32 protein-coding genes are annotated in these 25,686 nt (G+C 69.5%); 15 read left to right on the top strand and 17 right to left on the bottom strand.

The window, feature by feature from the left end; all coding sequences use genetic code 11:
* Window positions 1-144 precede the first annotated feature (144 nt).
* Window positions 145-2,007 carry a dipeptidyl-peptidase 5 gene (locus AB0P08_RS13035; protein ID WP_363590122.1) on the top strand — a complete coding sequence of 621 codons (1,863 nt, stop codon included), beginning with the start codon at window positions 145-147 and terminating at the stop codon, window positions 2,005-2,007.
* An 11-nt stretch (window positions 2,008-2,018) separates the two neighbouring features.
* On the opposite strand, the gene smpB is transcribed toward AB0P08_RS13035, so the two are convergent.
* The 3 genes from smpB to ftsE form a co-directional block, all read right to left on the bottom strand.
* Window positions 2,019-2,495, bottom strand: coding sequence for an SsrA-binding protein SmpB (gene smpB / locus AB0P08_RS13030; RefSeq protein ID WP_363590121.1), 477 nt, complete (start codon window positions 2,493-2,495; stop codon window positions 2,019-2,021).
* A 68-nt stretch (window positions 2,496-2,563) separates the two neighbouring features.
* Window positions 2,564-3,478, bottom strand: a complete 915-nt coding sequence (gene ftsX, locus AB0P08_RS13025; protein WP_187661891.1) for a permease-like cell division protein FtsX — start codon at window positions 3,476-3,478, stop codon at window positions 2,564-2,566.
* Complete coding sequence (gene ftsE, locus AB0P08_RS13020) at window positions 3,475-4,581, bottom strand: cell division ATP-binding protein FtsE (RefSeq protein WP_363590120.1); 1,107 nt, start codon at window positions 4,579-4,581, stop codon at window positions 3,475-3,477. The genes ftsX and ftsE overlap by 4 nt, the downstream gene beginning before the upstream one ends.
* A gap of 173 nt (window positions 4,582-4,754) precedes the next feature.
* Between ftsE and AB0P08_RS13015 the strand changes: the two genes are divergently transcribed.
* Window positions 4,755-6,098: a DUF2510 domain-containing protein gene (locus AB0P08_RS13015; RefSeq protein WP_363590119.1), complete on the top strand. Its 1,344-nt coding sequence runs from the start codon at window positions 4,755-4,757 to the stop codon at window positions 6,096-6,098.
* Between the two features lie 57 nt (window positions 6,099-6,155).
* On the opposite strand, the gene prfB is transcribed toward AB0P08_RS13015, so the two are convergent.
* Window positions 6,156-7,265 carry a peptide chain release factor 2 gene (prfB, locus tag AB0P08_RS13010; RefSeq protein ID WP_187661893.1) on the bottom strand — a complete coding sequence of 370 codons (1,110 nt, stop codon included), beginning with the start codon at window positions 7,263-7,265 and terminating at the stop codon, window positions 6,156-6,158.
* 122 nt (window positions 7,266-7,387) lie between these two features.
* On the opposite strand from prfB, the gene AB0P08_RS13005 reads away from it, so the two are divergent.
* A complete protein-coding gene (locus AB0P08_RS13005; RefSeq protein WP_363590153.1) occupies window positions 7,388-8,629 on the top strand; it encodes an MFS transporter in 1,242 nt (413 codons plus the stop codon).
* Between the two features lie 11 nt (window positions 8,630-8,640).
* Here the strand turns inward: AB0P08_RS13005 and AB0P08_RS13000 are convergent, their stop codons facing one another.
* Complete coding sequence (locus tag AB0P08_RS13000; RefSeq protein WP_363590118.1) at window positions 8,641-8,781, bottom strand: hypothetical protein; 141 nt, start codon at window positions 8,779-8,781, stop codon at window positions 8,641-8,643.
* A 549-nt stretch (window positions 8,782-9,330) separates the two neighbouring features.
* Entirely contained in the window at window positions 9,331-9,519 is a 189-nt protein-coding gene (locus tag AB0P08_RS12995; RefSeq protein WP_363590117.1) for a hypothetical protein, read from the bottom strand.
* A 375-nt stretch (window positions 9,520-9,894) separates the two neighbouring features.
* Between AB0P08_RS12995 and AB0P08_RS12990 the strand changes: the two genes are divergently transcribed.
* Entirely contained in the window at window positions 9,895-10,416 is a 522-nt protein-coding gene (locus AB0P08_RS12990) for a hypothetical protein (protein ID WP_363590116.1), read from the top strand.
* A 435-nt stretch (window positions 10,417-10,851) separates the two neighbouring features.
* On the opposite strand, the gene AB0P08_RS12985 is transcribed toward AB0P08_RS12990, so the two are convergent.
* The 4 genes from AB0P08_RS12985 to AB0P08_RS12970 are packed head-to-tail and all read right to left on the bottom strand — an operon-like array spanning window position 10,852 to window position 12,295.
* Window positions 10,852-11,292 (bottom strand): pilus assembly protein TadG-related protein, encoded by a 441-nt coding sequence (locus tag AB0P08_RS12985; RefSeq protein ID WP_363590115.1) that lies wholly within the window; start codon window positions 11,290-11,292, stop codon window positions 10,852-10,854.
* Entirely contained in the window at window positions 11,289-11,723 is a 435-nt protein-coding gene (locus AB0P08_RS12980) for a TadE family protein (protein ID WP_363590114.1), read from the bottom strand. Before AB0P08_RS12980 ends, AB0P08_RS12985 begins: the two co-directional genes overlap by 4 nt.
* Window positions 11,713-12,096 carry a TadE/TadG family type IV pilus assembly protein gene (locus AB0P08_RS12975; protein ID WP_268776852.1) on the bottom strand — a complete coding sequence of 128 codons (384 nt, stop codon included), beginning with the start codon at window positions 12,094-12,096 and terminating at the stop codon, window positions 11,713-11,715. The genes AB0P08_RS12980 and AB0P08_RS12975 overlap by 11 nt, the downstream gene beginning before the upstream one ends.
* Before the next feature lie 19 nt (window positions 12,097-12,115).
* Window positions 12,116-12,295, bottom strand: coding sequence for a hypothetical protein (locus AB0P08_RS12970; RefSeq protein WP_363590113.1), 180 nt, complete (start codon window positions 12,293-12,295; stop codon window positions 12,116-12,118).
* A gap of 275 nt (window positions 12,296-12,570) precedes the next feature.
* On the opposite strand from AB0P08_RS12970, the gene AB0P08_RS12965 reads away from it, so the two are divergent.
* The 3 genes from AB0P08_RS12965 to AB0P08_RS12955 all read left to right on the top strand — a co-directional run bounded on the left by AB0P08_RS12965 (window position 12,571) and on the right by AB0P08_RS12955 (window position 13,643).
* Window positions 12,571-12,975 (top strand): hypothetical protein, encoded by a 405-nt coding sequence (locus AB0P08_RS12965; protein WP_363590112.1) that lies wholly within the window; start codon window positions 12,571-12,573, stop codon window positions 12,973-12,975.
* A gap of 205 nt (window positions 12,976-13,180) precedes the next feature.
* The gene (locus AB0P08_RS12960; RefSeq protein WP_187661900.1) at window positions 13,181-13,360 is read left to right on the top strand and encodes a hypothetical protein; all 180 of its coding nucleotides are present in this window, start codon (window positions 13,181-13,183) and stop codon (window positions 13,358-13,360) included.
* Window positions 13,361-13,370: 10 nt separating this feature from the next.
* On the top strand, window positions 13,371-13,643 hold the full coding sequence (locus AB0P08_RS12955; protein ID WP_187661901.1) for a hypothetical protein: 273 nt from the start codon (window positions 13,371-13,373) through the stop codon (window positions 13,641-13,643).
* Window positions 13,644-13,667: 24 nt separating this feature from the next.
* Here the strand turns inward: AB0P08_RS12955 and AB0P08_RS12950 are convergent, their stop codons facing one another.
* From AB0P08_RS12950 to AB0P08_RS12935, 4 genes are read right to left on the bottom strand one after another with little or no spacing between them, the layout of a single operon-like run.
* Entirely contained in the window at window positions 13,668-13,964 is a 297-nt protein-coding gene (locus tag AB0P08_RS12950; RefSeq protein WP_187661902.1) for a DUF7882 family protein, read from the bottom strand.
* A 40-nt stretch (window positions 13,965-14,004) separates the two neighbouring features.
* On the bottom strand, window positions 14,005-14,943 hold the full coding sequence (locus tag AB0P08_RS12945) for a type II secretion system F family protein (protein ID WP_363590111.1): 939 nt from the start codon (window positions 14,941-14,943) through the stop codon (window positions 14,005-14,007).
* Window positions 14,940-15,797, bottom strand: a complete 858-nt coding sequence (locus AB0P08_RS12940) for a type II secretion system F family protein (RefSeq protein ID WP_363590110.1) — start codon at window positions 15,795-15,797, stop codon at window positions 14,940-14,942. Before AB0P08_RS12940 ends, AB0P08_RS12945 begins: the two co-directional genes overlap by 4 nt.
* Window positions 15,794-16,975 (bottom strand): TadA family conjugal transfer-associated ATPase, encoded by a 1,182-nt coding sequence (locus AB0P08_RS12935; RefSeq protein WP_363590109.1) that lies wholly within the window; start codon window positions 16,973-16,975, stop codon window positions 15,794-15,796. The genes AB0P08_RS12940 and AB0P08_RS12935 overlap by 4 nt, the downstream gene beginning before the upstream one ends.
* A gap of 102 nt (window positions 16,976-17,077) precedes the next feature.
* Between AB0P08_RS12935 and AB0P08_RS12930 the strand changes: the two genes are divergently transcribed.
* Entirely contained in the window at window positions 17,078-17,470 is a 393-nt protein-coding gene (locus AB0P08_RS12930; RefSeq protein ID WP_363590108.1) for a hypothetical protein, read from the top strand.
* A gap of 618 nt (window positions 17,471-18,088) precedes the next feature.
* Here the strand turns inward: AB0P08_RS12930 and AB0P08_RS12925 are convergent.
* Complete coding sequence (locus tag AB0P08_RS12925; RefSeq protein ID WP_363590107.1) at window positions 18,089-18,313, bottom strand: hypothetical protein; 225 nt, start codon at window positions 18,311-18,313, stop codon at window positions 18,089-18,091.
* Window positions 18,314-19,220: 907 nt separating this feature from the next.
* Window positions 19,221-19,925, bottom strand: a complete 705-nt coding sequence (locus AB0P08_RS12920) for a hypothetical protein (protein WP_363590106.1) — start codon at window positions 19,923-19,925, stop codon at window positions 19,221-19,223.
* 22 nt (window positions 19,926-19,947) lie between these two features.
* Here AB0P08_RS12920 and AB0P08_RS12915 point away from each other — a divergent pair, with 22 nt between their 5' ends.
* The 4 genes from AB0P08_RS12915 (at window position 19,948) to AB0P08_RS12900 (ending at window position 21,997) form a co-directional block, all read left to right on the top strand.
* A complete protein-coding gene (locus AB0P08_RS12915; protein ID WP_363590105.1) occupies window positions 19,948-20,127 on the top strand; it encodes a hypothetical protein in 180 nt (59 codons plus the stop codon).
* Entirely contained in the window at window positions 20,124-20,435 is a 312-nt protein-coding gene (locus tag AB0P08_RS12910) for a DUF7169 domain-containing protein (RefSeq protein ID WP_363590104.1), read from the top strand. Before AB0P08_RS12915 ends, AB0P08_RS12910 begins: the two co-directional genes overlap by 4 nt.
* A gap of 87 nt (window positions 20,436-20,522) precedes the next feature.
* Window positions 20,523-21,083 carry a DUF6932 family protein gene (locus tag AB0P08_RS12905; RefSeq protein WP_522727310.1) on the top strand — a complete coding sequence of 187 codons (561 nt, stop codon included), beginning with the start codon at window positions 20,523-20,525 and terminating at the stop codon, window positions 21,081-21,083.
* A complete protein-coding gene (locus AB0P08_RS12900; protein ID WP_363590102.1) occupies window positions 21,080-21,997 on the top strand; it encodes a hypothetical protein in 918 nt (305 codons plus the stop codon). Before AB0P08_RS12905 ends, AB0P08_RS12900 begins: the two co-directional genes overlap by 4 nt.
* Before the next feature lie 127 nt (window positions 21,998-22,124).
* Here AB0P08_RS12900 and AB0P08_RS12895 read toward each other — a convergent pair whose 3' ends face one another.
* On the bottom strand, window positions 22,125-22,637 hold the full coding sequence (locus AB0P08_RS12895) for a hypothetical protein (RefSeq protein WP_363590101.1): 513 nt from the start codon (window positions 22,635-22,637) through the stop codon (window positions 22,125-22,127).
* 812 nt (window positions 22,638-23,449) lie between these two features.
* Between AB0P08_RS12895 and AB0P08_RS12890 the strand changes: the two genes are divergently transcribed.
* The 3 genes from AB0P08_RS12890 to AB0P08_RS12880 are packed head-to-tail and all read left to right on the top strand — an operon-like array spanning window position 23,450 to window position 25,667.
* Window positions 23,450-24,247 (top strand): glycosyltransferase family 2 protein, encoded by a 798-nt coding sequence (locus tag AB0P08_RS12890; RefSeq protein ID WP_363590100.1) that lies wholly within the window; start codon window positions 23,450-23,452, stop codon window positions 24,245-24,247.
* A complete protein-coding gene (locus AB0P08_RS12885) occupies window positions 24,244-25,089 on the top strand; it encodes an endonuclease/exonuclease/phosphatase family protein (protein WP_363590099.1) in 846 nt (281 codons plus the stop codon). The genes AB0P08_RS12890 and AB0P08_RS12885 overlap by 4 nt, the downstream gene beginning before the upstream one ends.
* Entirely contained in the window at window positions 25,086-25,667 is a 582-nt protein-coding gene (locus AB0P08_RS12880) for a DUF2238 domain-containing protein (RefSeq protein WP_187661910.1), read from the top strand. The genes AB0P08_RS12885 and AB0P08_RS12880 overlap by 4 nt, the downstream gene beginning before the upstream one ends.
* Window positions 25,668-25,686: the final 19 nt, after the last annotated feature.

Here is a 25,686-nt window from a genome sequence, read left to right as displayed (position 1 = left end):
AAGAGCACGTCGCTCGCGGGCGGGTGCCGGGCTCGGCTGTCGCTCCACGTCCGGGATCAACCGGGCGTTTCCAGAAACCTAGAACACGCCCTCGGCCCGCCGCACGAGTGTGACGTCGTGTGTCACCGCCCGTAGGCTCGACGCATGTCCTCACCGTTCGGCTCCTGGTCCTCCCCCTTCACCGCCGCCGCCGTCGCCGGAGCGGCTCCCCGTATCGACGGAGCACGCTTCGTCGGCGATGAGGTGTGGTGGGCCGAGTCCGTGCCCGCCGAGGGCGGACGCGTCACGGTGCGCAGCTCGACGGGGGCGGAGATCCTCCCGGCGCCCTGGAGCGCCCGCTCCCGCGTGCACGAGTACGGGGGCGGTGCCTGGACCGTCGACGGCGACACCCTGTACTTCGTCTCCGGCGCCGACCAGCGTGTGCACCGCATGGACCGCGGCGCGGAGCCGCGCCCCCTCACCGCCGCCGGCCCGTCGTACGGCGGGCTGCGCGTGCAGAGCGGCCGCCTGCTTGCGGTCCGCGAAGACCTCTCGGCCGCCCCGCACCGCCGCGCGATCGTGGAGATCCCCGTGGACGGCTCGGCCGCCGACGAAGCGGCTGCGGTGCGCGTGATCGCGGAGGGCACCGGGTTCTTCGCCCACCCCGCTCTCTCGCCGGACGGCAGCCGGGTGGCCTGGGTCGAGTGGCAGGCGGACAGCATGCCGTGGGAGAGTGCCGTCCTCGCCATCGGGGCGGTGGACGGCGGGACCGTCACCCGCGTCCCCACCTCCGCGGCCCTGCAGCCGGAGTGGAGCGGCGACGACGCGCTCGTGTTCGCCGACGACGCTTCAGGGCGCTGGCAGCTCCAGCACCTGGCACTGGACGGCCTCCGGCTCGGCGCCTCGCGCGCGCTGACCTCGTCGGACGCGGATACCGGATACGGCCTCTGGGTGCTCGGCAACCGCTGGTTCCAGGTCCTGGCCGACGGGCGCCTCGTGGCGGTGCGCACGAATGGACGCGACGAGGTGCAGCTCGTGTCCGCGGACGGCGAGACCCGGGCGATCACGGTGCCGGGCGACGGGCACCTCAGCGTGGACGATGTCGCCGGCTCCCGCGTGCTGCTCAGCGGAGACGGCTCGCGCGTGACCTCAGGCATCTGGTGCGTCGATGTCGACAGGGGGACCGTCGAGACCATCACCGGTGGCGCTCCGGTCGACGAGGACTGGATGCCGGGGGCGCAGCAGATCGTCGTGGACGGGGCACACGGCCCCGTGCACGCGTTCGCGTATCCGCCCGCCGCGCCCGGAGACCCCCGCGGCGCCGACGGGGAGCTGCCGCCCTACATCGTGCTCGTGCACGGCGGTCCGACCGCCCATGTCACCGGTGCGGCCTCCGCCTCCATCGCGTTCTTCACGAGCCGGGGCATCGGGGTCCTCGACGTCAACTACGGCGGATCGACGGGATACGGACGCGCCTACCGCGACCGTCTGCAGGGACAGTGGGGCATCGTCGACGTGGACGACGTGATCGCGGCGGCCCGCGGCCTCGCGGACGCCGGGTTGGCAGACTCCACCCGCATCGCCATCCGCGGGGGCTCGGCCGGCGGCTGGACGGTGCTCTCCGCACTCGTCCGGGGCGGCACGTTCGCGGCCGGCATCAGCCGCTACGGTGTCGCGGATCTCCGGCTGCTCGCCGCCGAGACCCACGACTTCGAGGCGTCGTACCTCGACGGCCTCGTGGGTCCGCTCCCCGCGGCCGAGGACGTCTACATCGAGCGCTCGCCCCTGACGCACGCCGACCGCATCGACGTTCCGGTGCTGCTGCTGCAGGGCGGGGAGGACCGCGTCGTGCCGCCGTCCCAGTCCGAGGCCATCCGCGACGCTCTGGCGGCGAACGGCATCGACCACGACTACGTGCTGTACCCGGGCGAGGGCCACGGGTTCCGCAGCGCGGAGACCATCGTCGACGCGCTGGAGCGGGAGCTCGCGTTCCTCGGCCGGGTGTTCGGCTTCACGCCGAGCCTCTGAGCCGGCTCGGGCTACTCGCCGACCCTGTTGCGCAGGCGCATCGCGCGCTCGGCCTCGCGGGTGTCCTGACGCTCACGGAGGGTCTGGCGCTTGTCGTACTCGCGCTTGCCCTTCGCGAGGGCGATCTCGACCTTGGCGCGACCGTCCGAGAAGTACAGCTTGAGCGGGATGAGCGTGTACCCGCCCGCGGAGACGGCGTGGGCGAGCTTCGCGATCTCCTCCCGGTGCAGGAGCAGCTTGCGGATGCGCTTGGCCGAGTGGTTCGTCCAGTGCCCCTGCGAGTACTCCGGGATGTGCACGGCATCGAGGAAGACCTCGTTGCCCTTCACGAACGCGTGCCCGTCGCTGAGGTTCGCGCGCCCCTGACGGAGCGACTTCACCTCGGTGCCGGTGAGCACCATCCCCGCCTCGTACGACTTCTCGATGTTGTAGTCGTGACGCGCGCGACGATTGGTCGCGATGACCTTCTCCCCGCGTTCCCTGGGCATGATGATCTCCTGTGCTGTGGTGCTGTGGACGGCTCGACAGCGGATCGGTCGAGCAGCCTTTCAGGGTATCAGGTGCGCAGCCAACGCCGGATCGCGAAGCCGGCCGAGAGCGCCGCGAGCACGACGCCGATCCCGACGAGGACCGGGACCACGAGGATCGCGTCCTGCATGGTCACCCACGTCGTGATGAACGGCACCCGTCCGCGGAGATAGCCGTTCACGCCGAAGTGCATGCCGGCGACGACCGCCGCGCTCGCGAGAGCCGAGCCCAGCAACGCGGCGAAGACGCCCTCCAGCACGAACGGCGTCTGGATGAAGCGGTTCGAGGCGCCGACCAGGCGCATGATCCCGATCTCCTTCCGCCGCGCATAGGCGGACAAGCGGATGGTGGTGGCGATCAGAAGCGTCGCGGCGATGAGCATGAGGACGGCGATGCCGACGGCGATGTAGGTCGCCACGGTGAGCGCGGAGAACAGCGGTTCGAGGTATTGGAGCTGGTCCTGGACCTGTTCCACTCCGGCTTGGCCGTTGAACGCCTCGGCGAGGACCTGCGACTGGCCCGGGTCCTTCATCGTGACGAAGAAGACCTCGAACGCCTGATCGGGCGAGAGCACGCTGGCCTGCTCCTCCCCGACCTGCTCGACGAGCTTGGCGTAGGTCTCCTCCTTCGTGTCGAAGGTCATGGAGCTGATGAGCGGCGACAACGCGTCGCCCTCGAGCTGGGCGCGCACGGCGGCGACCTGCTCCTCGCTCGCCGCGCCGTCGACGCAGGTGTCCGACTCCGACACCGCGGAGCACATGTAGACGGCCACCTGGGCGCGCTCGGCCCAGTAGCCGCGCATGACGCCGATCTGGGACTGCATGAGGATCGCGGCGCCGACGAACGTCAGCGACACGAAGGTGACGAGCACGACGGAGATGACCATCGAGATGTTGCGCCGCAGGCCGACGAGGGCCTCGGTCAGGATCAGGCCGATTCTCATGAGGTCGGGCCCACTTCCTCGTCGTCCTGGTCGGACAGCCCGAGGCGGTCGGCGACGCCGAGCTCGGCGACGTCCACCTCCGGGATCACGATCGGATGCGTGCGCGGACCTGCGGGCGCGGGACGCTCGGCAGCGGGCTGCGGCGCGGCCGGTGGCTGCACGACATCCGGCGGTTCGACCACGCCGGGCTCCCGCGAGGGCTCCGGCGGCTCGACCACCTGCGGAGCGGGTTCGGCGGCGGGCCTGGTGACCGCGGGGGACGCGGCGGCGGCACGGCGCTGGGCGTCCAGCTCCTCCGCCAGGGCCGCGCGGACCACGGAGAGGTCGGCGGTCTGGCGCTGCACCTCCTGCACGGCCGTGAGGGCTGCGGCGGCCGCGGCACCGCGGACCTCCTCCGGCACCAGGCGCGGGATGTTCGAGGTGTCGCCGTATCCGCCGTGCACCTCGTCGCGGACCATCTCGCCGTCGCGGAGCTCGATCACGCGGCGGCGCATCTGGTCGACAAACCCGGCCTCGTGGGTGGCCATGAGCACTGTCGTGCCACCCGCGTTGATCCGGGCGAGCAGCTGCATGATGTCGACGGAGGTCGCCGGGTCGAGGTTTCCGGTGGGCTCGTCGGCGAGCAGCACCTGAGGACGGTTGACGAGCGCCCTGGCGATCGCGACGCGCTGCTGCTCGCCGCCGGAGAGCTCGTGCGGCATGCGCTTCTCCTTGCCGTCGAGCCCGACGAGGGCGAGCGCCTCGGGAACCGCCTGCTGGATGAAGCCCCGGGACGAGCCGGTGACCTGCAGCGTGAACGCGACGTTCTGATGGACGGTCTTGGACGGGAGCAGGCGGAAGTCCTGGAACACGGAGCCGATGTGCCGACGGAAGTAGGGCACCTTACGGTTCGCCAGAGCCCTCAGGTCGCGGCCGAGGACGGCGACACGGCCCGTCGTCGGCACGTCCTCGCGGAGGATGAGGCGCAGACAGGAGGATTTGCCGGACCCGGAGGCACCGACCAGGAAGACGAACTCCCCGCGCTGCACCTCGAAGTCGACACCGGACAGGGCGGGCTTCGACGTCCCGCGGTAGCGTTTCGTGACGTTCTCGAACCGAATCATGGCGATTCGAGCCTAAGCGCGGCACGGGCGTCGCCCCGGCACGACACCCCGCCGCGCGGCACGCCGTGCCGCTCTTCCTCCTCCCCGTCGGCCCGCCGAGGTCCGCGCCCGCTGCTATACATGGAGTGTCGATTCGCGTCCACCACGCGAGCGCACACACGGAGGGGACCCCCATGACGACACCTGCCGGCTGGTACGACGACGGTTCCGGGCGCCTGCGCCGGTGGGACGGCCAGCAGTGGACCGAACACTTCGCGCCGGAGACCACCGCGACGCCCGAGGACACCACCGCTGCGGCGGCTGAGGACGCGGGCGCGGACAGCACCTCCGCGGAGAGCGCCTCCGCGGCGACTTCCGACGGCGCTCCCCCGGCGGAGGAACCGACCGCCGCAGCGGAGCCCTCCACACCCGAACCCGTCGCCGCCGAACGGGAGATCGCTCCGGACGAGCCCGCGACCGACTTCATCGTCGCTCCCGAGCCCGCGCAGGACTGGACGGCGCCCGCCAGCGGCGCGCACGACCTCCCCGGCGCGGCACCGATCGTCCCTCCGGCCGGTACCGACGGCGGCACGGCGGCCTATCCCCCCGCGGCACCGTTCTCCCCCGACCAGAACGCGTATCAGGGCCAGGGCGGATACCCGGCGCAGAGTGCGTACCCCGGCTCGCAGAGTGGCGGCGGCTACCCGGGACAGGTACCGGGCGGACAGGGCGCGTACCCCGGACAGGGCGCGTACCCCGGACAGGCCGCCTATCCGGGCCAGGCACCGGCCACCGACGGCCCGAAGAAGATGTCGGTGCTCGGCCTCGTCGGTCTCGGGATCGCCGCGCTCGGCCTCATCCTCGCGTTCATCCCCCTGACGCTCCCGTTCGCCTGGTTCCTCCTGGCGGCCGGGTTCATCGTCTCGCTCATCTCCCTGTTCCTGAAGGGCACCAAGTGGCCGGGGATCACCGGACTCGGGGTGTCGGTGCTCGGCGGCATCGTCGCGATCGTCGTGAGCATCTTCTTCGTGCTGGCCGTCGCGAACACCGTGCGCCCGGTCACGCTTCCCGACTACGACGACGGCACGAGCCAGAGCCCGGCGCCGGAGACCGACGACACCGGCGACGCGGGTACGGGTGAGGTCGCCGAGGGCACGCTGGGCGAGCCGGTCGCCGTGCCGCAGCTCGAGGGCACGGCCGAGGTCACCATCCGTTCCGCCACGTTCGGACCGACCAACGGCACGGACTTCGAGGCCGCCAACGGCGGCTATCTGTTGATCGACGTGGCCTGGGAGACGCTCGACGGGACGACCTACGTCAACCCGCTCTACTTCTCCGTCGAGACGGCCGACGGCGTCGAGGGCGACTACGACATCTTCGGCGACGCGACGCTCGAGTCCACGGAGCAGAACGCCGGGACGACGGCGGAGGGCACCGTCTCGTTCGACGTCGCCGAGAGCCCGTCCTACGTGATCGTCATCACCGACGAGATGCTGCAGGAGGTCGCCCGCGTGACCGTCGAGGCGTCGGCACGCTGATCCTTCCGCACCACACGACGAAGGCCCCGGGAGCTCCCGGGGCCTTCGTCGTGTGGGTCAGTCCTCGTCTTTGCGCTTGCGCCAGCGGATGCCCGCGGAGATGAAGTCATCAAGGTCGCCGTCGAACACGGCGGCCGGGTTACCGGACTCCTGGCCCGTGCGGAGGTCCTTGACGAGCTGCTGGCCGTAGAGGAAGTAGGAGCGCATCTGGTCGCCCCAGCTCGCGGTGATGTTGCCGGCGAGCTCCTTCTTCTTGGCGGCCTCCTGCTCCTTCTGCAGCAGCAGGAGACGGTTCTGCAGCACCCGCATGGCCGCGGCGCGGTTCTGGATCTGCGACTTCTCGTTCTGCATCGACACGACGATGCCGGTCGGGAGGTGGGTGATGCGCACGGCGGAGTCGGTCGTGTTGACGGACTGTCCACCGGGGCCGGAGGAGCGGAAGACGTCGACCCGGATGTCGTTCTCGGGGATGTCGACCTCGGTCGCCTCCTCCATGAGCGGGATGACCTCGACGGCGGCGAAAGACGTCTGGCGCTTGTCCGCGGATCCGAACGGGCTGATGCGCGCGAGGCGGTGCGTGCCGGCCTCGACCGAGATCGTGCCGAAGGCGTAGGGCGCGTCGATCTCGAAGGTCGCCGACTTGATGCCGGCGCCCTCCGCGTACGAGGTGTCCATCACCTTGACGGGGTACTTGTGACGCTCCGCCCAGCGCAGGTACATGCGCATGAGCATCTCGGCGAAGTCGGTGGCGTCGTCGCCGCCGGCGCCGGAGCGGATGGTGACGATCGCGCTGCGCTCGTCGTACTCGCCGTCGAGCAGCGTCTGCACCTCGAGCTGGTTGATGAGGTCGGTGAGCGTCTGGAGCTCCTTGCGCGCCTCGATCGCCGACTCCTCGTCGCCCATCTCGTTCGCCAGGTCGACGAGCACCTCGAGGTCGTCGAGGCGCTGAGCGATGCCGGTGATGCGGGCGAGCTCCGACTGGCGGTGGCTCAGGGCGCTGGTGACCTTCTGGGCGTTCTCGGTGTCGTCCCAGAGGTCGGGCGCGCCGGCCTCCTCGCTGAGACGCGCGATGTCCTCGCGGAGACGGTTGACATCGACGACCTCGCTGATGTCGCCGAAGGTGTGCCTGAGCGCCTGGATTTCGGCGGAGAGATCTAGTTCGAGCATGACACCTCAGCCTAACGTGCCGCCCGCGCGCGCGGGGACGGGCGTGTCCGGCCCTTCGCGCCGACCGGAGTAGCGTGAGGGACGTGAGCAGCGCATCCACGGTCCTCCGCCAGTTCGGGCCGATGGTGTACCTGCCGACCGTCCTCTTCTCCCTCGGTGAAGGTGCGGTCATCCCGCTCATCCCGGTCATCGCCGCGTCGATGGGTGCCGACGTCGCCTTCGCGGCCCTCGTCGCCTCGGCGCTCGTGGTCGGCCAGCTCTGCGGCAACCTCCCGGCCGGGTGGGCCGTGGGGCGCATCGGCGAGCGGTTCACGATGGTGATCGCGGGCGTCATCGCCATCCTCGCCGCCGTCGGCATGGTCTTCGCGCCGTCACTCGGGGTCCTCGCGGCGTCGGTGTTCCTCCTCGGCCTGTGCGCAGCCGCCTTCGGGCTGGCCCGGCACGCGTTCATGACCACGCGGGTGCCGCTGGCGTTCCGCGCCCGCTCGCTCTCCCTGCTGGGCGGCAGCTTCCGCCTGGGCATCTTCATCGGCCCGTTCGTCTCCGCCGGCCTCCTGCAGCTCTTCGGCACCGAGGCTGCCGCGATCTGGTTCTTCCTCGCCTGCCTCGTGGTGATGGTCGTGCTCGTGCTCTTCGGACCGGATCCGGAGAAGACCGTCGCCCCACTGCGGACCGCCGTCCGGTTCGCGGAGGACAGCGGCGAGGCCGTGAGCGGGTCGATCCCGACCATCGAGCGGGTCGGGATCTTCCAGACGATGTGGCGCCAGCGCGGAGTGCTCGGTCGGCTCGGGCTCGCCGCGGCCTCGCTCTCGGCGGTGCGGTCGGCGCGACAGGTCGTCCTCCCGCTGTGGGGACTCTCGCTGGGCCTCGACGCCTCGACCATCGCCCTTGTCGTCGGCGTTTCCGGAGCCATCGACTTCGCCCTCTTCTACGCCAGCGGCCAGGTGATGGACCGCTTCGGCCGGCTCTGGGCGGCGATGCCCGCGATGGTGCTGATGGGTGCCGGGTTCCTCGCCCTATCGGTCACGCACGACGTCGACTCCGCAGTGCTCTGGTTCGGGATGTTCGCCGCGGTCCTCGGTGTCGGCAACGGGCTGTCGAGCGGCATCCTCCTGACCCTCGGCGCGGATGTCGCCCCGAAGCACGACCCCGCCGCGTTCCTCGGGTCGTGGCGCACGCTGACCGATGCCGGCGGCGCGGTCGCCCCGCTCCTCGTCTCGGGCATCACCGCGGTCGCGTCCCTGTCGTTCGCGGCGGGAGCCATGGGCCTGATCGGACTCGTCGGTGCCGCCGGGTTCCTCCGCTGGATCCCCCGGTTCGTCCCCCGCACGCCCCCGAGCACGCCGGGCCCGTCCGAGGACTGAGCGCCCGGTCGCTAGCGCAGCGCCGTCCGGCTCGTCGCCGTCGCCTGCAGCGGCACCCCGTCGGGCACGAATGGGGAGAGCAGGGGCGGATGCCAGGTCGCTGCAACGGTACCGGCGACCCCGGCCCCGTGATCGACGACTTGTGCGCTCACCGCGCCCAGTTTGGCGACATCGCAGAGTTTCCCTTCGATGACACGACACCGACGGGATGACGATCGACACAGTCGATCAGGTTCTGAGTTGTCCCCCATACGGCCTACAGACAGTAAGCGTGTCCGCAATTATCCTGCCCTTGTTTACGCCTCCATTGGGGAAGGCGATCGATCGGAGAAAACGGTGTTCAAGAGATCCGCTGCAGCTGCGATCCCGTACCTATGACCCCAGTCGGCGTCGGTACGACGGGGAGGGACGGCCGCTTCTTCGTCCCCGTCGATACGGCATTGGCCGCACGAAAGGTCAAGGCGGACGAGGCGGTCAACTATCAGGCGTTGGTTTACGGCCCAGACGGGTCCCTGATCTCGGACTATTCGTTCACCCAAGAGGAGAACCTGCAGGCGGGAGTCCGGTCCCTCGATATCGAAGCGTCTGTGTCTTCGCAGGAGTTCAATGCGCAGGCGACAGCGGCGAAGCGATCGTCCTCGTCCTCGATCGCAGCTGCGGCGCTGGCCTGCGGACAGATAGACGGGGGGCGTTGCAGGCAACTACTGGGTGCAGGTGGGCAGAGTTGGCTCCTCGGCGACTAGTGGATTCTCCGCCTCATTCTCATATTCGTCGTCGCAGAGTTCGACACTTGGCGTTGCAGTGAAGACGCCGAGCGGATCCTGGGGCGCGAGCGGGAGCGTCAGCGTGAGCAGGGCAAGCTCCACGTCGACGACGTGGCCGTCGCTCACGGGAACGGGCGGTCGCGCCTTTAAGACTCAGTTCCAGTACAAGGTCTTCAAGACCGTTTGCACGGGCACCGGGGAACAGTCACGTTCTCTGCGCCCCGTTGCTCACGTGGGAGGAACCTCCACGAGCACCGCGTCAGTAAGCGCTTCATATTGCACGAGCTATGTGTCCGGATCCACATTCACTCGTTCGAGTTCCACGGCACAGACCATCTCGGGCGGCGCCGACGTTTCGGCCTACGTCGGATTCGATCTGAGCGCTAAGACGGGGTACTCCACCACGAGCAAGGTGACGATCAAGTTCACAGCGGCCAAGTCACTGTGCGGATCCCAGGGATACCCAGGAGCGACGCCCGGGACTCTAGTAGTGAAGTAGACATGACTTCACGGAACCCGAACCGTGTGGCTGCCGCTGCGATGGCGGCGGCGGCCACACTGGTGCTCACCGCGTGCACCCCCTCAGAACCCGCGTACCTTGCGATAGGGGGCGACGTGGGAACGCTCTGCATACCCGCTGCCAACAACGAGGAAATTGCTCTAGGAGAGACCGTGAAGGCCGAGTCAGACGTCACCGTCTCGTCCGTGGAGCTGCTCGACTCAGCGGGCTTGAAGACCGTAGGTTCCGCATCGGTGATAGCGCTCAGGGACGGAACAACAGCGATTGGGGCTCAGCCGGTCGCGGTCCTCAGCGATGAGGTAGGGGGCCTGTGGGACGAGAGGATCCCCGCCGAATCTGCTCGACTAGAAGCAGGACAGCACTACTCGGTTGTCGTAGTGGTGGAGCTCGAGGGACAGACCGGCACAGCCCACCGGATGCGAGTGACTTACGAGACGCCCGGGGGCCTCAAGAGCACAGCAGAAGGAACCACGGCATACGAACTCGCGCCGAATTGCAATTAGGCTGTCGGCCCAACGGCGAAAGACCCCTATCCGGCCCAGAGGCTGGGTAGGGGTCTACTCGGTCCTGGCCCTCAGGGGAACGGGCGCTCCTTGTGGTCTCGCACGCGGACACCGAGGTCGGGCTCGACCTTCGACGTGTCTCTCGACTGGCGGACAGTCGGACGACAACCCGTCCCTCTCGGACACGGTGAAGACGCGACTCGCTCCCAGTACATCGGCTTCTGGCACCGGCGCCAGGTCCTCGGCGAGTGGGTGTCCGCTGACGGCGCGATCTACGGCAGTGGGATCCGTCCACGCACGTGAAGCCCTGGGAGTCTTGCCAGCGATGCGCCGCCTCCTCGCCGGCGCCGCCGGGTTCCTCCGCTGGATCCCCCGGTTCGTCCCTCGCACGCCGCCGAGCACGCCGGACCCGTCCGAGGACTGAGCGCCCGGTCGCTAGCGCAGCGCCGTGCGGCTCGTCGCGGACGCCTGCAGCGGCACCCCGTCGGGCACGAACGGCGAGAGCAGCGGCGGATGCCAGAGCGCTGCGACGGTGACACGCGCGCTCACGCCGTCCGGGGTGCCCGCGTCGACGATGGTCGCCTCGACCCCCGCGTAACGGACGAGCGGCATCGCCTGCTCGGCCACCCCCGCGTCGGTGAGCGTCGCACGGGGCACCTCCCCCTCTACCTGCAGCGTGAAGCCGTCCGCCCCGGCGAGCGCTGCCGCATCCGCGAGCCCGTCCAGGCGCTTCTGAGAGATGTAGAGGTCGGTGGCGCAGACACACACGAACAGCACGGCGAGCGCGAGGATCAGGTAGCCGAGGACGAGGAGCAGCACGCTCCCCTCGTCGTCGCCCGTTCCGCGCCGGTTCAGGGCGAGGCCGCGCCCCCTCATCCCCCACCCCATCGCCGCGACACCTTCTGCACCGACACGGCTTCCACGGGGACGGACGTCGCCTGGTCGAGTCCGAGGACCCCGGGTACCAGAGGCAGCGGTACCCGGGTCGAGACCGTGACGACCACCGTCGCTCCCGCCGCCGGACAGGCCGATGCCCGGGGGCGACACGACACCGCGACGTCGACCGCTCCGCGATCGATGCCGTACTCCGCGACGATCCCGTCCAGCACCTGCTCCCCGCGGGCTGCGGCCCCTGCGACGTCAGGTGCCGAGGCGATGGCACGTGCGGCCTGCCGCGCCGCGGCCTCGACGCCGAGCGACTGCTCCTGCACCGAACCCACGGCGATCACGAGGTACAGCAGCGGCACGAGCAGGATCACCCCGACCGTGATGAACTCCAGCGAGCTCGATCCCGCGTCATCGCGCATCGAACGACTCCGCCGGTGCGGAGGCTTCGACCTGCAGGGCTGCCGGGACACCGACGAGGCCGAATACCGGGAGGGTCGTCCGGACCCGGACCTCCACGGTCTCCTGTCCCTCCCGCCGCGCCGAGGTGACCGTGATGTCGTCGGCGTAGGAGGGGCCGATCGCGCGACGGATGACCTCGCGCGCCCGCTCCTCCCCCTCCTTGGCGGTCGTGTCGGCGAGCGCCGCGTAGTACGCGCCTTCGACGGCCGCATCGTGGACGACGTTGCGCACGTAGATCGCGAACGCCAGCTGCAGCACAGCGAGGGTCAGCGCGGTGAGAAGGGTGCCGACGAGCACGAACTCCACCGGGTTCGATCCGCGGTCATCCGTCATCCCCGCAGGCGCACGCATGTCAGAGCCCCGAGACCCGCTGGATGGCCTGCTCGAAGAGGGAGGTGAGCGCGGGCCCGGCAACCGCCCAGATGAGCACGACGAGGCCCGCGGTCATCAGGGTGACGAGCACCCAGCCCGGGACGTCTCCCCGTTCGTCGTCGTAGAAGACACGGAGCATCGAGCGCGCACGAGAGATCATGGGGCCAGTGTGCATCGGAGACCCGCCGCGGCGCGAACGTTATCCACAGGCCCGGATGCACGGACCCCTCAACGGCTCCAGCGATGTCGATCCCGCGTCGTCGCGCCGCGGACGACGCGGCCGGTGCGAGCGCCTGGCGCGCGCCGAAGCCAGCCCCGCGGTCATCAGCATGAATGCGTCCTGATCCCGAGCGCAACGTCGCTCGCCACTCCAATCGAGGTAACGATCGGGCATCGACAGATCACGCACTCGATCGTGCCTTATAGCGTCTTTCCATGCGCACGCAGAGGAAGAGAGCGCTGTCGCTCGCCGTGGTCGGCGCCGTGGTCGTGCTCACGGGTTGCACCGCAACTCACCCCTCGGCGCTCCGAATCAACTCCGACGGCTCGGTGGACTATGTCACCTGTTTCTCGGACGCCGACGACTGGTACGCCGTCTCATACGAGTCCGAAGACCAGGAGGAGGCGATCGAATTGCGATCGACCGAAGACCTCGGCTCCTCCCTCGCGGGCTCCGTGGTCAACTTCGCGTCGCCTGGTCACGAGTGGCACTCGATCATCGTCGGTGCGTCTTACTCCTCGGAGGTCCGGATCCGGTCCGACGACTTCACGGTCGGTGAGTGGCGCTGGAACACAGATGGCTGGTTCAAGACGGGTGCTCGCTGCTCGATAGAGGAATGATGGAGCGGTACCTGGCACGCACCGAGTTCGCCGACAGTCGACGCATGGAACGCCGCACGACCGAGGCGGGGCGCCGGGTCGAAGCCAGGAGGCCAGGTGGGGGTCTTGTGTGCATCGGGGACCTGCCGCGGCGCGGACGCTATCCACAGGGTCGGACTTCATGGCCTCTTACCGGAAGCTCCGAGAACGCAATAGGCTCCCGCCTATGGAGCCCAACCCCCTGCTGCCGTCGATTCCGGTGCTGATCGCGATCGTCGTCGGCGTGGTGATCCTCGTCGCCGTCATCGTCATCGTCATCGGCGCGCGGAGGGCGAAGCGGCGAGGCCCTGTACTCCCGTCACGCGAATCGCACAACCCCGGGTCCGGTCATCCCGACGAGGGATAGCCTGTCACGCATGCGCCCTGGACCTGACGATGAGATGCGGGCCAGAGTCGAGATCGACGGGCTCACCTATCCCCTGCCTCGCGGCACCGATGTCGCCGCCCTCCGAGAGAGGATCGAGGCCGCCGCGCGCGCTGAACCCACCTTCGTCTCGTTCGCCACGTCGGACGGCCTGGCGAGCGTGCTCGTCCACCCGACCTCGCGGGTTTTCCTCTTCCAGGTCAAGGCCTCCGACGAGGGGAGCCTCGCCTCAGACCTCGGCGGACTGCCGGATTGGGACGTCTGAGCGCCGCGGAGAGCCGCCGTGGGATCAGGAGGTGAACTCGTCGATGACGAGCTCACCGCGGGCGTTCAGCCGCTCCATCATGTGACTGACCCGGGCCGGATCGATCGCCGGCGGCGGCTCGGCGTCGAACTCGAGCACCAGCGGGATCGCCGGGTGCATCCACGCGGACAGTCGGCCAGGGCTCTTCTTCCCCGACGGCCACGTCATCATGAAGCTCTCCTGGCGACGGAGCTTCGTGGAGATCACGATCTTCAGATGCGCCAGCACGGTGTCGTCGACCTCGATCGGCGGACGAGAGCTGTTGTACTCGAGACTTCCCATAGACAAAAGGTAAGCCCCCACGGCCTCCCCCGACGACCACTCATCCGATGCCGAGCCGCAGGATGAACAGGCCAGGGTAGATCGCGAACACGACGGACAACGGCAGGATGAGGAAGACCAACGGCAGGAGCATGAAGATCTCCTTCCGTCCGGCCTGCTCGATGAGCGTGCGCTTGGCCTCCTCCCTGGTGTCATCGGCCTGCGCGCGCAGCACCGCGGCGAGGGGTGCTCCGTGCTCGAGCGCGGCGACGATCTGGTCCGCGGCTCGGGTCAGCCCCGGAAGCTCCAGCCGACCCGCCATGGCGGCCAGCGCGTCGGCGAGGGACGACCCCGTCCCGACCTCCACGATCACGCGACGCAGCTCGACCGTGAGCTCCCCCGACCCCACGCCGGCCACGCGCTTCACGGCGTCGAGGAAGCCCTCGCCCGCAGAGAGGCAGAGGGCCAGGAACTCCAGGGTCGTCGGCAACTCCTCGGTGAGGCGCACCTTCCGTGCCCGCACCCGCGCCGAGAGTCGCATGTCGTAGCCGACGGCGCCCGCCGCTCCCGCCAGGAGCGGGATGGCACCGACGGGAACGGACCACCGACCGATCAGCACGAGGACGATGACGGCGAGCGCTCCGCAGACGAGCGCGACCACACCTGAGGCGAGCTGGCGTCCACGGAAGGCGACGGGATCGAGGGGCGAGCCCGCCTGCGCGAGTCGTCGTCGGAGTCCCTCGCTCCCGCCGAGGACGCGGTCGATCATCTCCCCACCGAGGGTTCCCAGGCGGAATCCACCGGCAGGCAACGCGCCGGCCCGGGGAAGAGCCTCCCGCGGCAGCACGTCATCGTCGACGACGTCGCGGATGTACGGCGCGATCCGTGAAGCGAGGGACGCAGCGCGCCACCGCGGCAGGCCGGAGAGAAGCGCCAGGAACCCCGCCGCGAAGCCACCGCCGAGCAGCACGGCCACGGCCAGCGCGGAGAGCCCACTCACCCGAACCACCGACGGGGCTCGGGCAGCCGACCGATGCGGATCATGAGGCGGAACGCGACGACCGAGACGACCGCGCCCACGACGATCACGACGATGCCCTCCGGTGTGCTGTACGCCTTCGCCCCCTCCGGACGGAGGATCAGGAGGGTGAGGATGATCCACGGCGCCACGGCGCCGAGGACGGCGGCTCCCCGGATCCACGACTGCCGCGCCTCGACCTCGCCGCGGAGCGCCGCGTCAGCACGGACGGATGAGGACAACGCCCGCAGCACGCCGATGAGCTCGGTGCCGCCGACTTGCCGCGCCATCCGCAGCGTCTCGATGATCCGATCCCCGAGCGGATCGGCGAGGACGACCTTCAACCGGTCGAGACTCGCGTCGAACCGTCCGCTGCTCCGCAGGTCTCGGGCGAACACGCCGAATGCGGGGCGGAGCGCCGGGGGCGCCGACTCGGCGAGGGTGGCCACCGCATCCGGAAGCGACAGGCCGACGCGGATAGCGGCGATCAGCAGGTCACAGACATCGGGCCAGAGTTGCCGGCGCAGACGCCGCAGCCGGAGTCGTCGGCCGCGCAGGTAGGCGATCGGCGCAGTCCCGCCGGCGATCCCGGCGAGGACCGCGAGCGCGGCACTCCCCGTGACGAGCCAGACGAGGGACGCCGCACCGAGGGCGGCGCCGGCGATGCCGATCACGAGGGAGCGGGTCTGCAGGGACGGGAACCCCGCCTCACCCGCCAGACGGACCAGGCGTCCGCGGTGCGCCGTGGAGGTGGAGCGCTCTGCCGTCGGCCACAGCCATGGCGACAGGGTCAGGAGCACGCCGGCCGCAAGCGTCGCGCCGAGGAGGATCGTCATGCGAGGACCCCCGAACCGACCGAGGTCGACCGTAGCGGCCGGTGTGCGGCGGCGCCGAAGACCGGAGTGCTGAGCACCCGTCCCTGGACCACTTCACCCGTCGGGGCGACGATCTCCTCGACGTATCGTCGGCCTGCCGCATCCCGCGCGCAGTGGACGACGAGATCGACCGACGACGCGATCGCCGGAGCGACGAAGCCGCGGTCGATGTTCCGCCCGGCGAGGAGCGGCAGCAGGCACAGCTTGTCGAGCGCCTCCGCAGCGGAGTTGGCGTGGACAGTGCAGGCGCCGGGGACGCCGGTGTTGAGTGCCAGCATGAGGTCGAGGGCCTCCGCATCGCGCACCTCCCCCACCACGAGGCGATCCGGTCGCATCCGCAAGGCTTCCTTCACCAATCGTCGCAGCGTGATCTCACCCGTGCCTTCGAGGCTGGGCTGGCGCCCCTGCAGCGCGACCACATCAGGACCGTCCACCGCGAGCTCGAATGTCTCCTCGACCGTGATGATGCGCTGGTCCGCCGCGCAGGCGGCGAGCAACGCCCCGAGCATGGTCGTCTTTCCCGCGTGGGTCGCCCCGGACACGATCACGGACGCACCTGCCCGCATCGCCTCACCCAGGGCATGCGCGGCCTCGGGAGTCAGCGCGCCCTGCGCCGTCAGCGCGTCGAGCGAGCGGTGCCCGGGAAGGAACTTGCGGATGTTGACCACCCAGGACCCGCGGACGACATCGGCGATCGCCACGTGCAGCCGCGAACCGTCCGGCAGCGAGGCATCGACGAACGGCTGCCCTATGTCCACGCGCCGCCCCGTCGCCTGCAGCATGCGCTCCACCAGATCCCGCACCGTCGCCTCGTCCAGCCGCAGCGCTGTCCGCTCCGCCACACCACCCCGCGCGGTATGCACGACCCCGTCTCCGTTGATCCACACCTCCTCGATGCCGGGGTCGTCGAGCAGGGGCTGCAGAGCGCCGAACCCACTCACCGCCGCGAGAACGTCCCGCACGCACGCCGCCTCGTCCTCCACGAGCACGCCGCCCCGTGCGAGAGCCCGATCGTCGTGGCGCCGCACCTCCGCCCGGGTGACCTCCCGCGCCCGCTCCGGGTCGATCGCCGGATCCACACCCTCGGTCCGCAGCCGACGCCGAACGAGGTCGGCGATGATCGACGCGGGCTGCTCCATCCCTGCATCCTCGCAACGATCAGCTCCGGCCCCGCGGAGTTATCCACACCCCCGTGCGCGGCCTCCGAACGGAGGCGGTCCGGCACCCGATACGGTGCAGGCATGAAGCGGTTCACTGTCTCGTGCGGGCTCCTCGGCGTTCTGCTCCTGTCCGGCTGCACCGGGGGTCCCGATCTCCTGGAGTGCCAGAGCGTGGCCGCCGTCGACACCGAACTCGAGGCCTTCTTCGCGCAGGACACGGTCGGCGGCACGCCGAGCCCGGAGCAGACCGAGCGCCTGAAGGAGCTCGCGGACGAGTACGCCGATCTCGACGTCGACGGCGAGGTACAGGAGTCGGCGACGGCCGTGAGCGACGACCTGCGCGCGCTCTACGACTACCGCGTCGGCGTCCAGAACGGCGACGCCGCGGACCCCGACCGCGAGCAGGCACTCCGCCGGACCGCGATCGACACGTTCGTCGAGGGCCAGGCTGTCTGCATCGAGGGCTCGTCCTGACGCCTCCGTATCGAGCCGCCCGCCCCGGTGTCAACCGGTACGTCCCGCGTCGTCGCGCTCCCTAGGCTGTGGAGCAGACCTGCGAGGAGACGACGTGCATCGCGCCACACCAGTCGGGTTCGCAGCGACCATCGCGATACCCTCCTGTCGATGAAGACGACGAGAGCGCGATTCAAGCACCGCGGTTCGACGGACGCTCGTGAGTGGCTCGACGCGCACTTCTGGGAGGGGGCACGAGCGCTGGAGGCTCTGTCCGCTGAGGTTCGAGCGCAGGAGGGGCGCTGAGCTCGACGCCGTCGACACCGCGCTCGGCTTCGAGCTCGAGGTCGAGCCGCTTGCTCCGGGCGAGACGCTGACCCGCGCCACGCTCGTCGCCCGCGTCGAGGCACATATCGCCGAAGATGCGCCTGACGGCGTAGCCCTAGCCCGACGATCGCGGCAATGACCAGCGCCGCGACAGTCGAGGCGAATGTCGCCGAGAACGCTGTCCGTCGGCGAGTGAGCTCAGCGATCGCAGCGACCCGCTCCGCTTCCGGCGCAGCGGCGTACACATCCGCCCTCTGAGCCACGTCCGCGAGGTCTTCGTAGACGTGACGCGGCGGCAGTCCGCGGCGCTTCTTAGCCGTGCTCGACGATGGTGACGTAGAGCCGCCCATCATCGCCCTTATGCAACGAGCCCGTGCGGTGCAGTCCCCAGCTACCGAGCGTGAGGTCGAGCGCCTCGAGCGACTCCGCATCTGTCATCGATCGCCACGTCGGAAGCTTCGCGGCCTTCCCGTTCGGGAACGTCTCCGAGTCCCTGACCTTCACCCAATGCCCCGAGCCGTCAGCGATTGGCTCCACCCAGACAATCTCCTGCCCCGACAGTAGCGGCTCCTCGCCGCTCGAGCTCAGTGCGGCGCCAGCGCTACCCCTGGGGGTCACTCTCCCCTCCCCATGTCTCCCAGCCCGGGGAGGCATAGCGTCCGCCTGCCCATGCGCAGACGATTTGGTGCATAGCCCGCGCCGCCACTCCCCTCCTGCGTCTCCCCTCCTCCCGAAAGGCCCACATGACCACCCCGAACGACCGCTATGCGGGCCTCCCGAAGACGTGGCCCGACTCCGTCAAGGAGACTCATCTCGCTATAGAGCATGCCCACGAGGGCGACCTGACTCCCGAGCAATCGACGACTCTCTCCGAGGCGTGCAATATGCTCGCGACCGCGGAGGCCCTCGACGCACAGGGTTTCCGCGGATGGTCTGATGCTCATCAATGCCCGCGGCGCGCAGGCCCTCCATCCCGGAGTCTCTGAGGCCCGCGCGCAGCGCCGTGTCGCGCTCCCGGCGCTCTCTGACGCGCGCATCCGCCAGGCGGCAACTGACGCCTCGACTGCGGGGGCGGCGCTCGCTGGTGCCCGATGGGGCGGACGCAAGTGAGACTCCCGCTCGACATCGTCGCGCCAGGCCAGGACGCCCCACAGAAACTCTACCCACGTCTCGGGCACGCGCGGCTCCGGTCGTGGACTGTTCAGACGCCTCGCGGCGGCTGGACGCTCTCAGCAGCGCGCCTCGCCGCTGGGAGGTACGCCGAGGAGGCCATCGCTGATCGCCCGGGGCTCGACGCTGATCGAGTCGCACGCGCCGCGCTTCATGAGCTCATGCATGGCGCGAATAACTATGGCCTCCACCACGAGTCGATCCTCGAGCGACGCTCCGAGCACCGCGCTTGGTGGCGACTCGATCCCGCGCCCGCCGCCGTCCCCGCGCCCTTCTAACCTTCCGCTCCCTCGAGCTCATGCGGAAACATCTTCCGTAGCTCGCGTGCGCGCCGTCCTGTCGCGTCGAACTCGGGCGGACGGATCAGATTCGCATAGGCCAGGAGCATGTCGCCGTTGACGTCAGAGTTCGGAGGCACGATGTTGTGGCGTCCTCGGTCGCCCGGCGTCGCCAAGGTCGCGTAGGCCGGGCCCCTCGCGCTCCCCGTATCCCAAGGCCACACGACATTCGCCCAGTCCGCAAGCATCTTCACGCGCGGGAGCTCATACGGCTGCCACATCGACCCGTTGTCGAGCAGGACAGTGCCGTCGGCATTCCGCTCTCGAGGGAGCCCAGCTTCGGCCAGGCCGTAGAGCGGTGAGCGCCACCCGGCGTAGAGCTCAACGGCGCACCAGAAGGCGACGTCGGCTTCCGCAGGCTCGAACAGGTTGAGTGCCTGCGCGGTGAGCTCGTCATATCGCGCCTTCGCGTCGCGCAGCGGGAGCGCCGAGTCTTCCACCCAAGCGTCCTCATAGAGCCGCTCGTCGATCGCGCTGAACGCCACCGCGTACGCGCGATTCATCAGCGAAATCACCTCGCGCCGACGCGCTCGGCGCTTGCGCACCACGGCGATCAGCCCGACCACCGCGGCGCTCACGGCCCACACGGCGATGCCTGACCACAGGCCGCCGTTGAACGCCGCCACAAACTCCGTGTCCATATCCCAATCCTAGGAGCCCCCTATGACGTTCATTCCGAGCAGCAAGTACTCTCTTCCCGCACCGGTCAAGGTTCCTCTCGGCGAGCCCGTCGTCATCGCGGCACGCACTTTGCACGTCGCCCGCGACCGTTTCGGGCGTGAGCTCGGTTACATCGTCGAGGACGGCATCGCCACGCAGCCCTCCGGGGTGAGCAACGCATGAGCTACCCCGACCACCGCCTCCGCGATGCCGCGACTGCGCACGCGGCGGCGACCGTGCGGCTTGTCGACCTCCTCCGCGTCGCTCGCGGCGCACAGTGGGAGCGTCGCGCCGGCTCGTCCGTCCGCACCCCCTCCGAGGTGGACGACCCGACCGGCGAGACGGCGTCAGACACGACTCGCCTCCGCCTCCGCGCAAGCGTGGCGGATGCTCTCGCCCGCCTGACCCTAATGACCGTTGCGATTGAGCATGCCGCCGACAATCTTGAGTGGCTCATCGAAGGTCACGAAGCATTGCAGCGAACGGGCTAGATCAGGGCTCTTGGAGGCGAAGGAAGCGGATAAAACGCGCCGCCAGTCATCGCTCTGCCAGGATTAGTCCAACGAAAGGCAGATGCGTTGCCCCTTTTGCTTGCAGACGGACACCTCCCCCCAGGTCGCCACCCGGCGACGCTGCCGGAGATTCACGCGCAGTTCGTGGATGCCTTCCCCACGTCGACTTCTCGACCCGCTATCTGGGAAGGGTTCCTGAGCTACCTCACCGCATGGGATGACGCCGAGGATCTCGCCGAGACTGAGATTCTTCGCGGGCTATGGATTGGCGGCAGTTTCACCACGAGCTACCTCGAGCCGTCTGACATCGATGTGTCTCCCATCTATGACAAGGACGCGCTCGTCGCCTTGAGCGGGAAGCCTGGCTCAGGAAAAATCAAGGCGCTGATCGCCCACCGCGAGAGTATCGTCGCTACCTACCATGTCGAGCCGTTCGCGATCCCCTGGCTTCCGATCGCGTCGACGTTGCTCCCTGACCGGCTGCCGCTCGCGGAGCGCGATGCGCTCGCTGTCAGAGGGGGGTTGGATAGTTGGTGGGGTCGAGTGCGTCCGCCGGGCGAACGCGTGGCTCCGATCCCGCCAACCACGTTGGCTGACCGAGGTTATCTGGAGGTGATCGTGCGATGAGGGAAGACATCCGCGCCTACCTCCGACGTGAGCCCGAGCGTCAGACACGAGCCGCCCGCTTCTTCGAAGGCATCCCCGAAATCGAGGACGACCTCGGAGACGCGGCGCTTGACGCCCAGTTCGACGCAGCGCAACGGATCGCTCCATCGGAGGCCGCGTCATCCCTACTGGTCGTGCGATTGTCTGGCAACAGCATCCGCGACGGCTGGATCGATCAGGGCATGCAGGATGCGATCGTGAGCCCCCTCATGCAGGAGGTCGAGTACGCCGCCCCCTCGGCAGTGCGAGACGATGTGCGACTCGGGCTTGTGGGCGTCAGCACCGGGAGCGTGCTTCTGCACTACCGCCCTCGCGTGCCGATCCGCTCCGCCGAGCCAGAGCAGCTGGCCTACGATGTGCATCCCGCCGACTCCGCAGTGTTGAGGATTTCCGAGTTGCATGACCTTCTGGAACAGGAAGCCAGCGCGGCAACCATTGCGAGCGCGTTCAAGGAAGATCACGCGCTTCTACGTCAGACACGAAAACTCGTCGAGGCGCTCGACGAGAACGCCGTGAACCTATCAACTCGGTGGTGGGGCTCAAACGCCACCCGTCGCAAGTCCGTACTGACGCGCCGCGGCCAGGCTCACGGCCTACGGCTGTTCAACGCCGAGGAAAAGGACGAGCTATCGCAAGTGCAGGGCATGGTCACTGGGCTCGACATCAGCGGCATCGTTACAGTCACGGGGTCTGCGAACCATAAGCACAAAGTGGACGTCGGTCCCGAACGCATGTCTGATTCGGAGTTCGTACTCGGGGCGCGAGTCTTCATGCTCACCAAGCGCCTTCAAGAAGTCGACTCTGTCGGCGTCAGCCAGGGACACGCGAGATACAAGTTCATTCGCCACCTCACTCAGCCACCGCTTGACGTCTAGCCGTCGCGTCCGTCTGAGACGCCTCGCTAACTCGGCCCCCGCACCGACCCCGTCGGAACGGGGCCTTTCGGCGTTACTCCTCCGGCTCCCGAGCCGTGAAGGCGTCTCCGGACGCCTGAGCCTTGCTCTAGTAGTCCCGCATGGCCGCGATGAACTTGCGACGCGAGAGCACCCCTGTTCGCCAGCGGCGCACGTCAGCGGCCATCCTCCCGGCGTAGGCGATCTGCCAGGCCACGACCGCCAACTTAAGATCGAACGTCGCATCGGCAAGAGCGGATACCGGCTTGCGGTGCCACCAGCGCGTTGCTGCGAGACTTGCTACCTCGGCGGCGGCGTGGAGGGTCGTATCCAATGGCCCGCCAGGCTCGTCGCGGCGACCCGCGCGCTGCTGAATCTCCATCTGCTGCTGAGGGAATCCATCGTTGAGCGACAGCGGCGGAGACGACCACTCATCGAGTTCCCTCGCGCGATCCGCGAGCGCCACGACGACGCTGCCGAGCGCCGAGTTGAGCCGCTCCTTGTAACGGCTACTCGCCTCCACAATCAGCACCGCGACGAGGCCGACGATACCGATTAGCGCCGCGACCATCGTCCCCAGTACGCTCGCCCAGATCCCCGCCGTCCAGCTATCCCAGATCATGCCCCGATGCTATCGGCGGGGCCGCACTCGACCTCGACCCTCCGCGTCGTCGCGACCTTAGACTCCGCGCGCATGGCACCCCGCACCGATCCCCCATCCTTCGGCCCATGCGTCAGCGATGACGCGCACGAGGCCGAGCTCTACGCCCGATGCGAGACGTGCGGCGCGTGGAACTAGTCAAGGAGCTCGAGACGAGGAGAGGCGAAACTGACTCGCGTTCCTGCCGTCGGCCCTGTCCTCGATATGTAGCTCACGGGCTCAGGTGTGAGCCTCGCTCGTGTCGCGCCACCCTTGCCAGCGAGCCGCGCCCCCGTGTCGTCTGCGGCGAGCGCGTGAGCGAACCCCCACGAGCCGCTTGTGAGCGAGAACAGCTCGAGCGATCGGTCGCGCTCAAGCTGAGACGAGAGCTCTGTTTCCGGCGTTGCGTTACGCCCGTCGAGCACGATTCGGCTGCGCAAGGCATCACCGCTCGCTATGACAATCTCCGCGGCGCTCGAGGCGGTGACCACCTCGAGCGATCCATCATTCCCGGCGCGAGACTCCGCGCCACCGAGTATCGAGCACACGCGGCGAGCGACCCCGGCGTCGTGCGTCGTGATCCACACCCTCGGTCCGCAGCCGACGCCGAACGAGGTCGGCGATGATCGACGCGGTCTGCTCCATCCCTGCATCCTCGCAACGATCCGCTCCCGGCCCGCGGAGTTATCCACACCCGGATGTATCCCGTATCGAGCCGCCCGCCCCGGTGTCAACCGGTACGTCGCCCGTCGTCGCGCTCCCTAGGCTGAGGAGCAGACCTGCGAGGAGACGACGTGCACCGCGCCACACCAGCCGCCCCCGAACCGACCCTGAGCGTGGTCATCCCGGTCAAGGACGACGCGGCGGAACTGCGGCGGTGCCTCCGCGCCCTCGCCCGGCAGACACTCCCGCCCGACGAGATCATCGTCGTGGACAACGCCTCGACCGACGATTCGGCCGCGGTGGCCGCCCGGCACGGCGCGCGGGTCGTGCGGTGCGAGACTCCGGGCATCCCGGCCGCGAGCGCGACCGGGTACGACACGGCGACGGGCGACGTGATCCTGCGGCTCGACGCCGACGGGGTACCGGGGCCGCGGTGGGTCGAGACGATGACGGCCGCGTACGTGCGGGATCCGCGGGTCGGAGCGTGGACGGGCGGAGCGCATTTCGTCGACGGTCCCCGGTTCCTGCGGAGGCCCCTCGCGGCGGCCTACCTCCTTTCCTACGTCGTCGTGTGCGGCTCCGCGCTGGGCCACGCGCCGTTGTTCGGATCGAACCTCGCCCTCCGCCGCTCGGCCTGGCTCGCTGTCCGCGACCGGGTGCACCGCGACGATGCCGCGCTTCACGACGACCTCGACCTCGCCTTCCATGTCGGCGAGCGCCACCGCATCCGCTGGCTTCTGCACACCGATATGGGCATCTCCATGCGCCCGTTCGGCAGCGGACGCTCCTTCGCCCGCCGCTCCTGGATCGGCGCTCGCACCGTCCTCGTGCACTGGCCGGAGGACTTCCCTCCCGTGCGCTGGGTGCGGCTCGCGCTGCGCCGGGTGCTGCACCGCCTCGGAGTCCCCGCGCCGGGAACCCGCCGATGACCGCGCCGCTCCTCGGATCGCCGTCCACCACCGAGCTGCACGTCATGACCCTCAACATCCGCCGCGACCTCGGCGCGCTCGCCTGGCCGCCCGCCGACCGCTGGTCGGTTCGACGTCCCCGGCTCACCGCGCTCCTCCGCGCGGAGCGGCCGGACGTCCTCGGCGTACAGGAGGCCCTGCCCGCGCAGGCTGCCGAGGTCTCCGCCGCGCTCGGCCCGTCGTTCCACCGCGTCGGCCACGGCCGCCTCGCCGGACCCCGCGGCGAGGGCTGTCCGCTCTTCTACGACGCCGACCGACTGGAACTGGGCGGCTGGCGACAGGTCGCGCTCTCCCGCACCCCCGACCGCCCCGGTTCCCGCTCCTGGCTGAGCGTCTCCCCGCGGGTGGTGGTGGAGGCGTCCTTCCGTGACCGCCGCACCGGCGCCGCCCTCACCGTGCTCAACACCCACCTCGACGCGTTCTCGCCGTGGGCCCGGCTCCGTCAAGCGCAGGCGGTGCACGACGTCGCCGCCGCAGCGGAGAGCACCGTCGTCCTCCTCGGGGATTTCAACGCCCCCGCCGGCACGGCACCGTGGAGCGCCCTCGAAGCCGACGACGTCCTCCGCGACTCGTGGACAGCGGCCGTCTCCCGCCGCACACCGGCCTGGAGCACGTTCGCCGGCTACCGGTCACCCCGCCGAGGACGCCGCATCGACGGCATCCTCACCTCCCCCGCGCTGCCCGTGCGCCGGGCGGGCATCAACGCCCGGCAGTATGGAGGAGGCTGGCCGTCGGATCATCTCGCCGTGCAGGCCCTGATCGACCTCGCCCCCGGCGCCATCCCACCCGAGGAGACCGCATGAAGGAGGACTTCCTCCGCCCGCCGCACTCCATCGCCGAGTACGGCGCCGACGCCGTTCGTGTGATCGGCGTCCTCAGCGTCCTCGTCGCGGCGATCTGGTCGACCCCGACGGATGCGGGCATACTCGCACTCGCCCTGCCCGCCCTCATGCTCCCCCGCGTCCTCGGCATGCGCGGCGGCATCGATCTCGCCATCGGCCTGATCGTGCTCGTCGCCGCCGCGAGCAACGTGTTCGACCTGTACCGCACGCTCACCGGGTGGGACCTCGTCGTGCACTTCGTCTGCACGGGAGCCCTCGCCGCCACCGGCTACCTCGTGCTCTCCCGCCTCGGCATCGTCACGGCGCAGGAGTCCGCGGCGTTCCGCGCCCGCATCCCCCTCGTGCTCTGCACCGTGATCGGGCTCGCGGCGAGCGCCGTGTGGGAGATGATCGAGTGGGCGGGCCGCACCTTCGTCACCGACGAGATCTTCGTCACCTACGAAGACACCATCGGCGACATGGCCATGGGAGGACTCGGGGCTCTTGCGGCTGGAGTCCTCGTCGCCGTCGTCCGGCTGGAGCGTCGCCGCTCGGCGTGACGGCGCGGAACTGCGGGAC

Origin of the sequence: Microbacterium meiriae (genome assembly GCF_040686935.1) — a bacterium.
GTDB classification, from domain to species: domain Bacteria; phylum Actinomycetota; class Actinomycetes; order Actinomycetales; family Microbacteriaceae; genus Microbacterium; species Microbacterium meiriae.
Note: the sequence above shows the minus strand (reverse complement) of the source record. Positions and strands in the feature narration are given on the sequence as shown.

Excerpts from the sequence above, each read along its gene's own strand:
- AB0P08_RS13035 (WP_363590122.1), top strand. The coding sequence starts at position 145 with ATGTCCTCACCGTTCGGCTCCTGGTCCTCCCCCTTCACCGCCGCCGCC.
- smpB (WP_363590121.1), bottom strand. The coding sequence starts at position 2,495 with ATGCCCAGGGAACGCGGGGAGAAGGTCATCGCGACCAATCGTCGCGCG.
- ftsX (WP_187661891.1), bottom strand. The coding sequence starts at position 3,478 with ATGAGAATCGGCCTGATCCTGACCGAGGCCCTCGTCGGCCTGCGGCGC.
- ftsE (WP_363590120.1), bottom strand. The coding sequence starts at position 4,581 with ATGATTCGGTTCGAGAACGTCACGAAACGCTACCGCGGGACGTCGAAG.
- AB0P08_RS13015 (WP_363590119.1), top strand. The coding sequence starts at position 4,755 with ATGACGACACCTGCCGGCTGGTACGACGACGGTTCCGGGCGCCTGCGC.
- prfB (WP_187661893.1), bottom strand. The coding sequence starts at position 7,265 with ATGCTCGAACTAGATCTCTCCGCCGAAATCCAGGCGCTCAGGCACACC.
- AB0P08_RS13005 (WP_363590153.1), top strand. The coding sequence starts at position 7,388 with ATGGTGTACCTGCCGACCGTCCTCTTCTCCCTCGGTGAAGGTGCGGTC.
- AB0P08_RS12990 (WP_363590116.1), top strand. The coding sequence starts at position 9,895 with ATGACTTCACGGAACCCGAACCGTGTGGCTGCCGCTGCGATGGCGGCG.
- AB0P08_RS12985 (WP_363590115.1), bottom strand. The coding sequence starts at position 11,292 with ATGAGGGGGCGCGGCCTCGCCCTGAACCGGCGCGGAACGGGCGACGAC.
- AB0P08_RS12980 (WP_363590114.1), bottom strand. The coding sequence starts at position 11,723 with ATGCGCGATGACGCGGGATCGAGCTCGCTGGAGTTCATCACGGTCGGG.
- AB0P08_RS12975 (WP_268776852.1), bottom strand. The coding sequence starts at position 12,096 with ATGACGGATGACCGCGGATCGAACCCGGTGGAGTTCGTGCTCGTCGGC.
- AB0P08_RS12970 (WP_363590113.1), bottom strand. The coding sequence starts at position 12,295 with ATGATCTCTCGTGCGCGCTCGATGCTCCGTGTCTTCTACGACGACGAA.
- AB0P08_RS12965 (WP_363590112.1), top strand. The coding sequence starts at position 12,571 with ATGCGCACGCAGAGGAAGAGAGCGCTGTCGCTCGCCGTGGTCGGCGCC.
- AB0P08_RS12960 (WP_187661900.1), top strand. The coding sequence starts at position 13,181 with ATGGAGCCCAACCCCCTGCTGCCGTCGATTCCGGTGCTGATCGCGATC.
- AB0P08_RS12955 (WP_187661901.1), top strand. The coding sequence starts at position 13,371 with ATGCGCCCTGGACCTGACGATGAGATGCGGGCCAGAGTCGAGATCGAC.
- AB0P08_RS12950 (WP_187661902.1), bottom strand. The coding sequence starts at position 13,964 with ATGGGAAGTCTCGAGTACAACAGCTCTCGTCCGCCGATCGAGGTCGAC.
- AB0P08_RS12940 (WP_363590110.1), bottom strand. The coding sequence starts at position 15,797 with ATGACGATCCTCCTCGGCGCGACGCTTGCGGCCGGCGTGCTCCTGACC.
- AB0P08_RS12935 (WP_363590109.1), bottom strand. The coding sequence starts at position 16,975 with ATGGAGCAGCCCGCGTCGATCATCGCCGACCTCGTTCGGCGTCGGCTG.
- AB0P08_RS12930 (WP_363590108.1), top strand. The coding sequence starts at position 17,078 with ATGAAGCGGTTCACTGTCTCGTGCGGGCTCCTCGGCGTTCTGCTCCTG.
- AB0P08_RS12920 (WP_363590106.1), bottom strand. The coding sequence starts at position 19,925 with ATGGACACGGAGTTTGTGGCGGCGTTCAACGGCGGCCTGTGGTCAGGC.
- AB0P08_RS12915 (WP_363590105.1), top strand. The coding sequence starts at position 19,948 with ATGACGTTCATTCCGAGCAGCAAGTACTCTCTTCCCGCACCGGTCAAG.
- AB0P08_RS12910 (WP_363590104.1), top strand. The coding sequence starts at position 20,124 with ATGAGCTACCCCGACCACCGCCTCCGCGATGCCGCGACTGCGCACGCG.
- AB0P08_RS12900 (WP_363590102.1), top strand. The coding sequence starts at position 21,080 with ATGAGGGAAGACATCCGCGCCTACCTCCGACGTGAGCCCGAGCGTCAG.
- AB0P08_RS12895 (WP_363590101.1), bottom strand. The coding sequence starts at position 22,637 with ATGATCTGGGATAGCTGGACGGCGGGGATCTGGGCGAGCGTACTGGGG.
- AB0P08_RS12885 (WP_363590099.1), top strand. The coding sequence starts at position 24,244 with ATGACCGCGCCGCTCCTCGGATCGCCGTCCACCACCGAGCTGCACGTC.
- AB0P08_RS12880 (WP_187661910.1), top strand. The coding sequence starts at position 25,086 with ATGAAGGAGGACTTCCTCCGCCCGCCGCACTCCATCGCCGAGTACGGC.